We start from the raw sequence: 13,343 nt of genomic DNA on the forward strand, positions 1-13,343 counted from the left end.
CACATGCGCATCGTCTCCTTCGACGACCTCACGCCGGGCGAGCTCGCCGCCTGGGACCGGCTCAGGGCCGCCAACCCTGCGTTGGACAGCCCGTACTTCCATCCTGGTTTCGCCGCCGCCGTCCACGCGAGCGGGCGCGGGATCGAGGTAGCGGTGCACGGCGACGGCGAGGTGCTGGCGTTGCTGCCGTTCCAGCGCGACGGTGCTGTCGCTAGGCCGGCGGGCTGGCCCGCCGCCGACTTCCAGGCGCCGATCCGGGCGCCGGGCACCGGCTTCCCCGCCGTGGAGTTCCTCCGGGCGGCGCGCGTGCGCGGTCTGACCTTCGACCACCTGCTGGAACAGCCGGACTTCGACCGGTGGGTCAGGCGCCGCCGTCCCTCGCCCTACCTGGAGGTGACCGGCGGCCTGGACGGCTACCTCGGACGCGCCTCGCGTACCGCCAAGGAGAACCTGTCGCAGGCCAGGCGGCGGGCCCGCAGGGCGGAGCGGGAGCTGGGCGAGGTGGTCCTCACCGCCGACGCGCTCGACCACGCGCTGCTCGACCAGGTGATCGAGCTCAAGCGGGCCCAGTACGCGGCCACCGGGGCCCGCGACTACTTCGCCGACTCCCGGCGAGCCGACATGCTGCACAAGCTGCTGGCCGCGCGCGATCCGGAGTTCGCCGGGGTGCTGTCGGCCGTGCACGCCGGGCCGCACCTGCTCGCCGCTCATTTCGGGCTGCGCTCGGGCGGGGTGCTGCACTGGTGGTTCCCCGTCTACGACCCGGCGCACGCCCGCCGGTCGCCCGGCTGGATCCTGCTGCGCGAACTGATCGCGGCCGCGCCCCGGACCGGCGTGACGCGCATCGACCTCGGGCGCGGCGAGGACGAGTACAAACGCCGGGCGATGACCGGCCAGATCATGGTCTGCGAGGGCGAGGTCACCACCAGCCCGGTACGCCAGGCCAGGAACGCGCTTGTCTCGACCACCAGGACGATCGCCAGGACGATACTCGGGAGGGGACGTTGACCAGGCAGGTACGCGCGGGAGACGGCGTGCGGTTGCGCTCCAAGGAGGAGATCCTCGCCTCCCTCGACGAGAACGGCAGGCTGGGCGGGTTGCCGTTCATGCCGGAGATGCTGGCCTACGCCGGCCGCGAGATGCGGGTGTACAAGCGGGCCGACAAGACCTGCGACACGATCCAGCAGACCGGCACCCGGCGGCGCATGACGAACACCGTCCACCTCGTCGGCGCCCGCTGCGACGGCAGCGCGCACGGCGGTTGCCAGGCGGGGTGCCTGCTGTTCTTCCGCGAGGAGTGGCTGGAGGGCGGGCCGCCGCCGCCCGAGGGCGCGGGCGCCTCGCTGGAGACCCTGGACGCCGACACCGTGCAGGGCACGGCGGACGACGGCGAACCGCTCCACCGCTGCCAGGCCACCGAGCTGCTGAACGCCTCCGAGGGCGGGCTCGGGCCGTACGACTGGAGCCAGTACGTCCACGACGTGCGCACGCGCAACGAGCGGCTGGTGACGGTGCTGCGCGGCCTGGTCGTGCTGGCGTTCAACATCTTCCAGCGGCGGACGCTGCGGCTGCCGCGGTGGCTGCGCGTCGCGGGCGGCGAGGAGTGGCCGTTCCTGCGCGGCACCGCGAGCGGCCCGACGCCGCCCGCCGAGCCGCTCGGCCTGCGCCCCGGCGACCTGGTCGAGGTCAGGAGCAAGGAGGAGATCGTCAGGACGCTGCGGCCGGACAACAAGAACCGCGGCATGGTCTTCGACGCCGAGATGCTGCTGTACTGCGGCAAGCGGGCCCGCGTGCTGCGCCGCGTCGACCGCATCATCGACGAGCCCACCGGCCGCATGATGAGGCTGAAGGACTGCCTCATCCTGGAGGACGTCACCTGCCAGGCCGTCTACCACCGGCACTGTCCCCGTTCGATCTACCCCTACTGGCGCGAGGCCTGGCTGCGGAAGATCGAGTCGTAGACCGCCACGTACGCCTCGGCCTGCGGGCGCCAGTCCAGCACGGTCTCGGCGCGGCGCCGGCCCGCCGCGCCGAGGGCCGCCCGCCGCGCGGGGTCGTCCAGCAGCTGGATCAGCTCCTTGACGAAGCCGTCCAGGTCGTCGGGGTCGGCGTAGACGGCGCACTCCCCGGCGGTCACGGCGGTCTCGGTGAGCCGGTAGGCCACCACCGGCAGGCCGAACGCCATGTACTCCATGGTCTTGTTCATCGTGGAGACGTCGTTGAGCGGGCTGAAGGGGTCGGGCGAGAGACCGGCGGTGGCGCTGGAGAAGTAGCGCGCGATCTCCGTCGGCCCGACCCGGCCGGTGAACTCGACGTGCTCCTCCAGGTCCAGCTCCGCCGCCAGGCGCTTGAGGTCCTCGAGGCAGTCGCCGAAGCCGAGCAGGGCGAAGCCCACGTCGTCGCGGCCGTGGCGGTGGACCACCTGCTCGGCGACGCGCAGCACCACGTCCACGCCGTCCTGCGGGCCCATGATGCCGAGCCAGACCAGCAGATGCTCGCGCCCGCGGCGCAGCTCGGGGACCTGCGGCCCGGGCCGCATCACGGTGGTGTCCGGCCCTGACCGCACCACGGTGGTCAGCTCGCGCGGCACGCCGCCGCGCTCGACCGCGATGTTCTGGTAGGAGGCGTTGGTCGCGATCACCTGGTGGGCCGCCCTGAACGTACGGCGTTCCAGCCACAGCAGCGCCCTGAGCTGTAATCGCCCGGCCACGGTGGCCGGCTCGCCGAAGCGGGAGCGGAACACCTCGGGGTTGAGGTCGTGGTGGTCGAAGACGAAACGCACGCCGAACGGCCGCCACAGCCGGGCCAGCGCCCAGTAGGTGTCGGGCGGGTTGCACGCCTGCAGCGCCTGGAACCTGCGGCGGCGCCGCACCTTGAGCGACAGCAGCGCCGTACGGACCCAGCAGTAGGCGAACTCCCAGGCGTAGCCGGCCAGTCCCTTGGCCTGCCGTGGCGGCGCGTACTTGTACAGGTGCACGCCCTCCAGTTCCTCGTAGGCCGGGTCTCCGGGGCCTTTCGGGCAGATGACCGAGACCTCATAGCCGGCGTCCTTGAGCGCCCGGCACTCCAGCCACACCCGCCGGTCGAGCGGGACCGGCAGGTTCTGGACGACGATGAGGACGTGCTCGCCCGCCATTACTTGCCGCGCCGGGAGACCAGGTCGGCCAGCGCGGGCGGCACCCAGCGTTTGAGCGTCTGCCGGAAGGTGCCCTGGAAGTCCTCGCCCGGCCGCTGGCGGAACAGCGTGCTGTGCTCGCCGGTGAACTCCTCCTCCGGGCGGCCGTTGGTGTAGTAGTACAGCGCCATCGAGCGGCGGGCGCGGTCGGGCGGGCAGGTGATGGGGTCGGGCAGGCCGTGGTTGGCGTCGTCGGTGGTCGCGAAGATCAGGAAGCGGTTGAAGACCGGGGGCACGCGCTTGACGCACGTGACCATGTCGCGGTCCCACAGCTCCAGGTCGCCGCCCCACTCGGGCGACCAGTTCTTGTTCAGGTACAGGATGCCGTTGAGCCGCCGGTCCAGGTTGAGGCGCCTGGTCTTGTTGAAGTCGGCGTGCACCTTCAGGTAGCCGCCGGAGCGGCTCTGGTGCAGGCCGCCGCCGTCGAAGTGCGGGTCGGGGATGAGCCCGGCGATGCCGGTCAGCGATTCCAGGAAGTCCACGAACACCTGGCTGTTGAACTCGTGCAGCAGGTTCCGCGTCGCCGGCCCCATCAGTTCGGTGTCCGACAGTGCCAGCTTGATCTCCCTGGCGCTGTCGAACTCCTGCCAGGTGGCGCCGCTCGGCTCGGGGAACTCCTCCAGCACCGGCTCCAGGGCCGCGGGCGGCAGGAAGTCGTCGATGACGACGTGGGGGAACGGCTCGGCCTTGGCGAATTCCTCGCGTAACCGGTCGGCGTGCGCCATGAGTTCGGCGCGCTGAAAGGCGAATGTCACATCATGCATAGGAACCCTCTCGTCCGCCATCAAGACCTTCCTTCTCCCGCTATTCCGTGGAAAATCCTTCTTCGTCAATCACGACTGGACCGATCCGAACCCCAGCCGTCGTCCCCTCCCGACCTGCCTGACTGCCCCGGACTCCCCCACCGGCCCGTCGGCCACCCCGGCAAGCGCTCCGCGACGAGCACCGCCACGAAGCACACGGCGTCCGGCACCGTCACCTCCCGCCGCCGTACCAGCGTCACCAGGTCAGCGCCGCCCAACCTCGTCTCGGTACGGCCCAGCCGGTCGAGCTGCCGGTTGCCCCGCCGTACCCGGGCCCTGCGGCGGACCACGGCGGCGACCCGCCGGGCCGGGCGCACCAGCGACCGGCCGGCGGTCGCGCGCTCGGCAGGGGCGAAGGAACGGTGCACCCACCCGTCGTCGGACAGCACGTCAGGCATCGGCCACACGCGGGCGTGACCGGCCTCGCTCAGCACGTACGCACCCGCGCCCGCCAGCCCGCGACGGCCCGCCATGAGCCGCTCGTGGACGCGGTGGAACCCGGCCGCCACCCGTGACACGCCGGTCAGGTCCAGCTCCGGCTCCGGCGCGCAGGCCGGCGCTCCCGTCGCGGCCAGGCAGGCCAGCATCGCCGGCACCGACCCCGGCCCGAGGACCACGTCGGCGTCCAGGTAGAGCCGGGGGAACGCGCAGCAGGCCGTGTCCCCGGCCCGCAGGGCGGCCGCCTTGCCCGGCTCCGGGAGCTCGATCACCTTCACGCCGCGCTCGCGCGCCACCCCGGCGGTGCGGTCAGAGCATCCGTTGGCGACCACCACCACCTCCAGCTCACCTTGCGGCAGCAGCGCGTCCAGGCAGCGGCCGAGCTGGCGCTCCTCGTCGTGCGCGGCGATCACCACGCTCATGTCCGTCACGGAGCCACGATCCAGCCGGCCACGCCCGGATGGCTCGCGCGGACCTCCGGAAGCAGGTCGGGCAGGAACAGCAGCACCTGCCCCGCCCCGGCGAGGCGCTCCGGGCCGACGATCGGGATGTCCGTCCCCGGCATACGGCGGCCCTGCTTGGCCGCAGAGGCGTCGACCACGGCGGGCAGCAGGCCGGCGTCGACGCCCGCGCGGCACAGCAGCGCGACGGCGCGGGAGGCGGCGCCGTACCCGATGATCGCGCCACTGCGCTCGGCGAGCAGGGCGCGCAGCTTCTCGGCGCCGCGCGTGGCGTCCTCGCCGAGGCGCTCCAGCGTCGCCGGGTCGGTGACGCCCGCCGCCAGCTCCTCCTCGATCAGGGAGGTGACCGACTCGTCCGGCTCGCCGCCGCGGGTGGCGGCCAGCAGCACGGTCCCGCCGTACAGGTCGAAGCGGAAGGCGCTGCGCGCCACCAGCCCGGCCTGCCGCAGCATGGCTGTCAGCACGGGGGTGGAGTAGTAGGCATGGTGGCCGTGCCGCAGAGCGTTCCACTGACCGTCGCGCAGGATCGCGGCGAGGGTGTGGAACTGCAGGAGCAGCACGCCGCCCGCGGCCAGCCGCTCGGCGCGCGCGGCCAGGCCGGCGGCCTGGTCGGGCTCGTGCATCAGCCCGAAACAGTCGATGACCACATCGGCCCTGCCGTCCCCCGGGCCGTCCCCCGGGCCGTCCGTCCGGTGGTTCACGGGGGTGAGCTCCACCAGGTCCAGCCAGGAGCCGCCGTGCGGGCTGCCGAACTCGGCGACCGTGCGCGCGCCGTCCAGCCAGCCGGCCAGCCGTACCCGGGCGACCGCGTCGCGAGCCTGCTGGACCAGGGCTGCCGGTTCGGCGCCGCGCGGCTCCTCCGCGCCCGCCGGGTCCTCGGCCAGCTGGGCCAGCCCACAGGCGGCGCACGCCCACATGCGCAGCGGGTGCACCGGGTCAGGTCCGGGGTGGGCGGCCGGTGGGAACAGGTCGCAGGCGGGCTGCGGCCCGAGGTCGAGGACGACGCGCCCGGAGGACGAACGGCAGAACCGGCATTGGATCACGGCGTCTCCTTGGGCATCATGCGCTCATGGAGATCAGACGTGGCGAACTGGACGGCGTGCTGCTGTTCGTGCCCACCCCCCACCGTGACGAGCGCGGCTTCTTCACCCGCACCTTCGACGCGTCCGTGGCCGCCGCCGCGGGCCTCGACCCCCACTCCTTCGTCCAGGACAGCCAGTCGCGGTCCACGCTCGGGACCGTCCGCGGGCTGCACGGCCGTGGCGGGCTGGGCGAGGGCAAGCTGGTACGGTGCGCGCGCGGCGCGGTGCACGACGTGATCGTGGACGCCCGCCCTGGTTCGCCGACGTTCGGCCGCTCGGCCGCGTACCTGCTGGACGACGTCAGCTTCGCCTGTCTTTACGTTCCGCCGGGTTTTCTGCACGGTTTCCAGGTGCTGACCGACGAGGCTGACACGTGTTATCGGATCAACCGCGAACACGATCCCGCCGAGGATCTGTCGGTCAGGTTCGACGACCCCGGACTGGCCATTGCCTGGCCGCTTCCCGTCACCACGCTCAGCGCTCGCGACATCCGCGCCGGAAGCTGGAACGAGCTGCGGGAGCAGCTGGAGGTCTGACAATTGCCCCCCTCATGACGCACTGATCCGCACCAATATCGGGCACGTTCCAGTGCTCGTTACAGAAATGACCTGTCCGCTTTCGGACATCCCAGTCGCCGAAATTCGGGGCAGGCTGGTGATGCTTTCCGGTCTTGTTTCTTGATCGGTACTGGGCGAGAATTGCCGGGCGCCGGGGCATGTTGGTGAGGGGTTAATGTCGTGGATTTCTGGAAGACCCTGCAAGTCATGGTGCGGCGGTGGTACATCACCGTGCCCATGTTCCTGGCCTCCTTAGGCGTCACGGTGACGATCTTCGCGACGTACCCGACGTACTACGACTCCGAAGGCCTGGTGATCCTGACCGTTCCGACGGGCGGTTCCCAGGTGGCCACCGACCCGGCCGACAACGCGTACGCCAACCCACTGCTCGCGTTCGACGAGGGCCTGAAGATCACGTCGACGTTCCTGATCCAGACGTTGAACACGCCCGAGGTGGCCGAGACCCTCGTCGACCCCGACTCCGACGACAGCATGTCGGTCTCCAACGGTGAGATGGAGGGCCCCTTCATCGCCGTCAAGGCGACCAGCCCCTCGCCGCAGCGCGCCAGGCAGATGGTCGAGAGGGCCATCCGCCGCGCCCGGATCGACCTGCTGCGGCACCAGCGGGCGCTCGCCCCCTCGATCCCCGCCACGTACATCGTGATGACCCCGATCATCGAGCCCACGACGCCGATCGGGCAGAGCAACCTCAAGCTGCGCGCGGCCGGCGCCGCGCTGGGCGTCGGGCTGGCCGCCTGTCTGCTGGCCGTCTACGGCACCGAGAGCTACCTCAACCACCGGCGCCGCCGCCAGGCGGCGAAGTCCCTGGCCACGACCCGCCAGGAACCGCCGCCCGCGCGGGAAGAGCCGCCCGCTCAGGAAGAGCCGACCGCGCGGGAAGTACCGACCGCGGCCGGGCCGGGACCCGCCGAGCAGCCCCCGCGCGAGCCCGGCGAGCAGCGGGACGACGAGCCGCGGGAGAAGCCGAAGACACAGGAGAAGATCACACACTTCAACGGCACCTTTCCCGTCGTGCCGACGAGGGAGCTGCCCGGCTCGGCCGACGACGACACCCTGACGAACATCCCCCGCGTGACCGACTGAAGCCGTGGCTACGACGGTTCTCCCACCGGCCCCGCCGGACGCCGAGCGCCGCGTCAAGGACGCGACGGTGCTGCTGTGCGTGTACGCGCTGATGCTGTGCGTGCTGCCGGCCAAGCTCGTGCTGCGCGGCATCCCGCTCGACCTCGCGCCGACGATGCTCTTCGGCCTCGGCATCGGCGTCATCTGGTTCTGTGCCCAGCAGGTCGACACGCTCGGCGCCGCCAAGGGGCGCAACATCGTCCGCACCGCCCTGTTCTGTTACGCCGTCACGCAGCTGCTGACCTACGGCGCGGCCACCTACTCCGGCCTGCCGGCCGACGAGCTGAAGGCCACCGACCGCACGCTCATCACGCTCGTCTCGGTCATCGCCGTGGGCCTTGCGGCGGTGGACGGGCTGCGCACCCGCCAGGGTGTGGAGCGGGTGCTCAGGTACATGGTGGTGGGCGCGGCGTTCATGTCGTTCGTCGGCATCCTGCAGTCGCGCCTCGGCTACGACCTCACCGACCTGCTGACCCTGCCGGGGCTGCGCTCGGTCTCCACCGAGGAGACCATCCTGGAGCGATCCATGTTCCGCCGGCCGTCCGGAACGGCGGGCCACCCCATCGAGTACGGCGTGATGTGCGCCTTCACCGTGCCGCTCGCCCTCTACTTCGCCTTCCGCGCCAACCGCCGCAAGGAGCCCAGGCAGTGGGTGTGGTGGCTCTGCTTCGTCGTGATCAGCGGCGGCATCATGTTCTCACTGTCGCGCTCGGCCATCCTGGGCGCGGCGGTGGCCGGGCTGGTGCTGTTCTACTCGTGGTCGTGGCGCGTGCGGGTGAGGATGGCCGTCGCCGCGGGCGTGTTCCTGGTCGTCATGCGCATCCTGGTGCCCGGTCTGGTCGGCACCCTGATCGCGCTGTTCTCCAACTTCGGTCAGGACAACAGCATCAAGGGCCGCCTGGTCGACTACGCGCCGACCTCGCTGCGTATCGAGCGCTATCCCTGGCTGGGCCACGGCGTGGGCACCAACCTGCCGCTGAAGTACGGCTGGCTGGACAACCAGTACCTGATGACCTTGCTGGACAACGGGATCGTCGGGCTGGTCGCGCTGGTGGCGGTCTTCCTGTCGGGCGTCTACGCGGCCCTGCGGGTGCGTTCGCTCACCGACGACCCTGAACTGCGCGACCTCGCGATGACGCTGGTCGCCTGCCTGGCGGTGCCGACGGTCGCGGCGATCACCTTCGACATGCTCGCGTACGCGATGATCACCGGTCTGGTCTTCCTCACGGTGGGCGCGTGCGGCGCCCTGCTCCGGCACCAGCGCGATCCGGCTGTCCCCGCGCGTGACGAGGGATCGTCAGTGAGAATCGAAACCTGACCCCTCAAGGGACGGATCACTCATGCCTTCACCCAGCGATCGGCGCCCGCGCTCCAGCGTGGTCCTACGCCTGGCCGTGGCCGTGGCCGTGCTGAGCGCGGGCGTGGCCCTGCTGAGCACGGGCACGGCCGTCGTGAACAGCTCCGACCGTTCGGAAGGTTCGCCGCCGCGCACCAGTCTCTCCCCCGCCGTCAGCTCATCCCCTTCGCCGGGCGTTCCTTCCCCCGGCAGTGAGGCGACGCCGTCCAGCGAGCGGGCCTGTCCCCCGCCACCGGCATACCCGACACCCGAGTGCACCGGCGTGCCGCCCGGCAAGCAGTTGCAGAAACACGAGGGCGACCTCGTCGCCGACGAGGACGGCCAGGTGATCGACGGCCTGCACATCACGGGCAACCTGTCCGTCGAGGGCCAGGGTGTGGAGATCCGCGACAGCTGGATCGAGGGCTGGGTCGACAACAGCCGCAACGGCCCCCGCGGGGACGGCTCGTTCACCATCACCGACTCGACGGTGGGCCGGGACGACAGGTGCGACGCGGGGACGGGCGTCAGCGAGTCGGAGTTCACCGCCACCCGGGTGAAGGTCGTCGGCCACGGCGACGCGTTCGGCGCGGGCGGCGACAACGTGCTCATCCAGGACTCCTTCGCGCTGCTGTGCGGCGAGGACGAGTGGCACTCCGACGGCTTCCAGGCCCACGAGGCCGGCCGCGACGTCGTCATCCGCCACAACACCTTCGACCAGCGCAAGGTGCCCGCCTCGGGGGTCACCGCGCCGGTGTTCATCTCCGACGGCTCGCCCGAGGCCACCGTCGTCGACAACCTGCTCATCGGGGGCAGCTCCACCATCCGCGTGCACCAGGGCGGCGAGCGGTGGAAGTACGTCGTCACCGGCAACCGGGTCGTCCAGGACGCCTGGCTCTACAGCCCGGTCGACAGCTCGTGCGCGGTCATCGAGACCTGGGCCGACAACCGGCTCGTCCAGATCGACGACGCCTATCAGGTCACCTGGCTCGGCCCCGAGCTACCGTGCGTCGACGGCAGTTAGCCGCCTGACCTGCCGGTAGACCAGCAACAGTGCGCCGGCGACGAGCCCGCCGCCGGCCAGCATCGCCACCAGGGGGTCGGGGGCGACGGCCCGCAGGCCGAACAGCGCCACCGCCAGCACCGCCGCGACAGACGCGGACGGCGCCAGGGCACGCAGCAGCGCGCCCAGCCGTACGCCGGCCCTGTGGGCGCACCACAGGTGCACGGGGACGGCCCAGCCGAAGCCCACGGCGGCCTGCGCCCAGCCGATGCCTTCGAAGCCCCACACGTGTGCGCCCGCCGCCGAGGCGGGCACGAGCACCAGCAACCAGGCCAGCTGCGGCAGCACCGAGATCAGCATGGAGTTGGCCGCGACGAGCAGGTTGAAGACCAGTTCGGCGACGATCCTCGCGACGTTGGCCAGCGCGAGTCCGGCCAGCATTGTCGCCGCGGCGAGCCACTGATGGCCGTAGACGACGTACACGATCGGCTCGGCCAGCACGGCGAGGCCGGTGCCACAGATGAGCACCGCGCCGGCCGCCACGCCGATCACCGTGCCCACGGTCGTGCCGAAGTCGCCGTCGCCCTCGCGGGCGCGGGCGAAGGTGGGCAGCGCCACCCGTTCCAGGGTCTTCGAGATGATCTGGATCGGCCAGTTGGCGACGTTGTTGGCGATGAAGAACAGACCTATGGCGGCCTCGCCGAGGAAGCGGCCGGTGACCGCCTGCGGGGCGCCCTGCAGGGCGATGAGCAGCACCGACGATCCGGCCATGGCCAGCCCGACGCGCGCCACCTCGCCGCTGTAGCGGCGGTCGAAGCCGAAGCGCGGCCAGCAGCCCGACAGCGCCATCAGCAGCACGTCCACGACCACGCCGGCGGTGACGTGCCCGATCGCGAGCGACCAGGGGCCGAAGCCGGTCATCGCGAGGGTGAAGGTGAGCGAGACGTTCACCACCAGCCCGGCGGCGTCCGCCTTCAGTCGTTTGCCCTGGCGGAACTCCCTGGCCAGCACGGAGGCGGGCACGGAGGCGAAGCCGTTGATGAGGATGTTCAACGACATGAGCTGGAGCACACCGGTGGCGTTGGGGCTGCCGAGCGCCCAGGCCAGGGCGCCGGAGACGAAGTAGGCGACGACCGTGAAGCTCATCCCGCCGCCCACGGACATCGTCCACGCGGTCGGGATCATCGGCTTGATCTCGCCCTCACGGCGGATCAGCGCGTTGCCCACCCCGAGGTCGTTGATCACCATCAGGAAGAGCTGGACGAGCAGCGCCGTGGCGTAGACGCCGAACTCCTCCGGCGTCAGGATGCGCGCGAGGACGATGCCCAGGGTGAAGGTGACGAGCCTCGACAGCACCGTGTTGATCAGGCTGAACGCGAGGCCCCGCTTGAACTTGCCGCCCAGTTCTGCCGTTGCCGCCATCGCGCCTCGTCCTTAACGCCGCCTGCCTAGGACATCCAGCCCGACGTGGGCGACGTTACGCGCCATGGGCAGAGTGTTGCGCCAAACCCACGGCCACAGCGAGACGTAGCCGCGCAGGCGCTCGCTCCTGTTCAGCGGCGCCTGGCCGACCCCGCGCAGCAGGAAGACGCCCTCCTCGACGTTGGGCAGGTAGAAGCGGCGCTCGGTGCCCTGCTCGCGCAGCCGGTAGGCGCGCGAGTCCACGACCTCACTCATGCGCCGGGTGTGCTGGCGGTGGCGCAGCAGGGGCTCGTCCACCGCCACGAACGGCCCGAGGAGGGCCAGCTCGACGATCGTCACCCGGTCGCTGCCCTTGAAGGGCGCCTGAGGACGTACGCGCTCCATGGCCGAGCGCCGGATGAGGCCGTAGAGCTGGAGGTTCTCCTCCGGGTCAGCGAGTTTGGCGCGCATGCGCACGACCGGCGAGGGATGGTCGGTCCTGATGCTGTTGCGCCAGACGCGCAGCACATCGCCGTTCTCGTCGATCTCCTCTGCGGCGGAGAAGGCCAGCACCGCATCAGGTTGCGCGCGCAGCGCGGCCGACAGCTCGGCCAGCCGGTCGGGGTGGTACTCGTCGTCGGAGGAGGCGAAGGAGAAGAACTCGCCCCGCGTCTCGTGGATGAGGCGGTTGTGGTTGGCGAGGACGCCGATGTTGCGCTCGCGGCGCAGGTAGGTCACCCGCTCGTCCTTGCGCGCCAGCTCCCGGCAGATCTCCTCGGTGCCGTCGGTGGAGCAGTTGTCGCCGATGACCAGCTCGAAGTCCGTCTCGCTCTGCGCCATGAGGCTGTCGAGGGACCTGGTGAGGAACGGCTCGCCGTTGTAGACCGGCAGACCGATGCCGATCAGCGGTTCAGCCATGTCCCACCGGCCTCATGTCGTCGCCGACGCTGCCCTCGGCCCGCCGGGCCGCGATGCGGGCCAGCCTCGTGTAGCGCTGCTCGAAGTCGTGCATGGTCAGGCCGTGCACGGCGTAGGCGGCCGCCAGCTCGGCCGCGCCCGCCTCGACGCTCCAGGAGCACTCGAAGCCCGGCAGCGCCGCCCTGATCCGGGAGAAGTCCACCCGGTAGGAGCGCGGGTCGCCGCCGGTCTCGCCGGTGACCAGCAACCGTGAGCCGGGCACCGCGGCCGCGACGTGCTCGGCGATCTGCGCCACCCGTACGTTGTTGCGTTCGGTGCCGACGTTGAAGGCCGTGGCGTGGACCGCCTCACGCGGCGCGGCCAGCACGGCGGCGAACGCGGCGGCGATGTCGAGCGCGTGCACGAGGGGCCGCCACGGGGTGCCGTCGGAGAGCACCTTCACCACACCGGTCAGCAGCGCGTGCCCGACGAGGTTGTTGAGCACGATGTCGGCACGCAGCCGGGGCGAGAAACCGAAGGCGGTGGCGTTGCGCAGGAAGACCGGGCTGAAGCCGGAGTCTGCCAGCTCCAGCAGGTCCTCCTCCACACGGACCTTGGATTCGGCATAGGGGGTGACCGGCCGCAGCGGGGCATCCTCGCCGACCAGGTCGTCGCCGCCGGACGCGCCGTACACCGAGCAGGTCGAGGCGTACAGGAAGCGGGAGACGCCCGCGTCGCGGGCCAGCCGGGCGAGCCGTACGGAGGCGTGGTGGTTGATGTCGTAGGTGAGCTGCGGCGCGAGCGCGCCGAGCGGGTCGTTGGACAGCGCAGCCAGGTGGATCACCGCGTCGAAGCCGGCGAGCTGCGCCGGCTCCACGTCACGCAGGTCGACGGCGAGGCCCTTGGGGTCGGACGTCTCCGGGCCGAGCACGCAGTCGGCGAACAGCCCCGAGTCGAGCCCGACGACGTCGTGTCCGGCGTCGGCGAGGGCCGGGGCCATCACCGTGCCGAGATAACCCTGGTGGCCGGTCAGAAGGATTCGCAAGG

13 protein-coding genes are annotated in these 13,343 nt (G+C 71.3%); 6 read left to right on the forward strand and 7 right to left on the reverse strand.

From position 1 onward, the window contains the following. Positions 1-3 precede the first annotated feature (3 nt). Both BLR04_RS31905 and BLR04_RS31910 read left to right on the forward strand, forming a co-directional pair. Positions 4-1,008, forward strand: coding sequence for a GNAT family N-acetyltransferase (locus BLR04_RS31905; RefSeq protein ID WP_090772302.1), 1,005 nt, complete (start codon positions 4-6; stop codon positions 1,006-1,008). Next, positions 1,005-1,961, forward strand: a complete 957-nt coding sequence (locus BLR04_RS31910) for a hypothetical protein (protein ID WP_218129240.1) — start codon at positions 1,005-1,007, stop codon at positions 1,959-1,961. The genes BLR04_RS31905 and BLR04_RS31910 overlap by 4 nt, the downstream gene beginning before the upstream one ends. Here the strand turns inward: BLR04_RS31910 and BLR04_RS31915 are convergent. From BLR04_RS31915 to BLR04_RS31930, 4 genes are all read right to left on the reverse strand, one after another. Next, positions 1,922-3,136 (reverse strand): glycosyltransferase family 4 protein, encoded by a 1,215-nt coding sequence (locus tag BLR04_RS31915; protein WP_090772304.1) that lies wholly within the window; start codon positions 3,134-3,136, stop codon positions 1,922-1,924. The two genes, BLR04_RS31910 and BLR04_RS31915, sit on opposite strands and share 40 nt — an antisense overlap. After that, complete coding sequence (locus tag BLR04_RS31920) at positions 3,136-3,930, reverse strand: 2OG-Fe(II) oxygenase (protein WP_245740757.1); 795 nt, start codon at positions 3,928-3,930, stop codon at positions 3,136-3,138. Before BLR04_RS31920 ends, BLR04_RS31915 begins: the two co-directional genes overlap by 1 nt. Positions 3,931-4,004: 74 nt before the next feature. Then, complete coding sequence (locus BLR04_RS31925) at positions 4,005-4,838, reverse strand: glycosyltransferase family 2 protein (protein ID WP_245740771.1); 834 nt, start codon at positions 4,836-4,838, stop codon at positions 4,005-4,007. 5 nt (positions 4,839-4,843) lie between these two features. Then, positions 4,844-5,920: a class I SAM-dependent methyltransferase gene (locus BLR04_RS31930; protein ID WP_090772310.1), complete on the reverse strand. Its 1,077-nt coding sequence runs from the start codon at positions 5,918-5,920 to the stop codon at positions 4,844-4,846. Positions 5,921-5,946: 26 nt separating this feature from the next. Here BLR04_RS31930 and BLR04_RS31935 point away from each other — a divergent pair, with 26 nt between their 5' ends. From BLR04_RS31935 to BLR04_RS31950, 4 genes are all read left to right on the forward strand, one after another. Continuing rightward, positions 5,947-6,495, forward strand: coding sequence for a dTDP-4-dehydrorhamnose 3,5-epimerase family protein (locus BLR04_RS31935; RefSeq protein WP_090772312.1), 549 nt, complete (start codon positions 5,947-5,949; stop codon positions 6,493-6,495). A 228-nt stretch (positions 6,496-6,723) separates the two neighbouring features. Then, on the forward strand, positions 6,724-7,620 hold the full coding sequence (locus BLR04_RS31940) for a hypothetical protein (protein WP_090772315.1): 897 nt from the start codon (positions 6,724-6,726) through the stop codon (positions 7,618-7,620). Between the two features lie 4 nt (positions 7,621-7,624). Beyond that, on the forward strand, positions 7,625-8,977 hold the full coding sequence (locus BLR04_RS31945) for an O-antigen ligase family protein (RefSeq protein WP_090772317.1): 1,353 nt from the start codon (positions 7,625-7,627) through the stop codon (positions 8,975-8,977). A gap of 22 nt (positions 8,978-8,999) precedes the next feature. Beyond that, positions 9,000-10,019, forward strand: coding sequence for a hypothetical protein (locus BLR04_RS31950; protein ID WP_143022315.1), 1,020 nt, complete (start codon positions 9,000-9,002; stop codon positions 10,017-10,019). Here the strand turns inward: BLR04_RS31950 and BLR04_RS31955 are convergent. The 3 genes from BLR04_RS31955 to BLR04_RS31965 are packed head-to-tail and all read right to left on the reverse strand — an operon-like array spanning position 9,996 to position 13,341. Continuing rightward, positions 9,996-11,420: an oligosaccharide flippase family protein gene (locus BLR04_RS31955; RefSeq protein WP_090772321.1), complete on the reverse strand. Its 1,425-nt coding sequence runs from the start codon at positions 11,418-11,420 to the stop codon at positions 9,996-9,998. The genes BLR04_RS31950 and BLR04_RS31955 overlap by 24 nt on opposite strands. A 12-nt stretch (positions 11,421-11,432) precedes the next feature. Beyond that, positions 11,433-12,317: a glycosyltransferase gene (locus tag BLR04_RS31960; protein WP_090772323.1), complete on the reverse strand. Its 885-nt coding sequence runs from the start codon at positions 12,315-12,317 to the stop codon at positions 11,433-11,435. Continuing rightward, positions 12,310-13,341 carry an NAD-dependent epimerase/dehydratase family protein gene (locus BLR04_RS31965; RefSeq protein WP_090772325.1) on the reverse strand — a complete coding sequence of 344 codons (1,032 nt, stop codon included), beginning with the start codon at positions 13,339-13,341 and terminating at the stop codon, positions 12,310-12,312. Before BLR04_RS31965 ends, BLR04_RS31960 begins: the two co-directional genes overlap by 8 nt. Between the last annotated feature and the right edge of the window lie 2 nt (positions 13,342-13,343).

It is taken from the genome of Nonomuraea maritima, assembly GCF_900100395.1.
GTDB lineage: Bacteria > Actinomycetota > Actinomycetes > Streptosporangiales > Streptosporangiaceae > Nonomuraea > Nonomuraea maritima.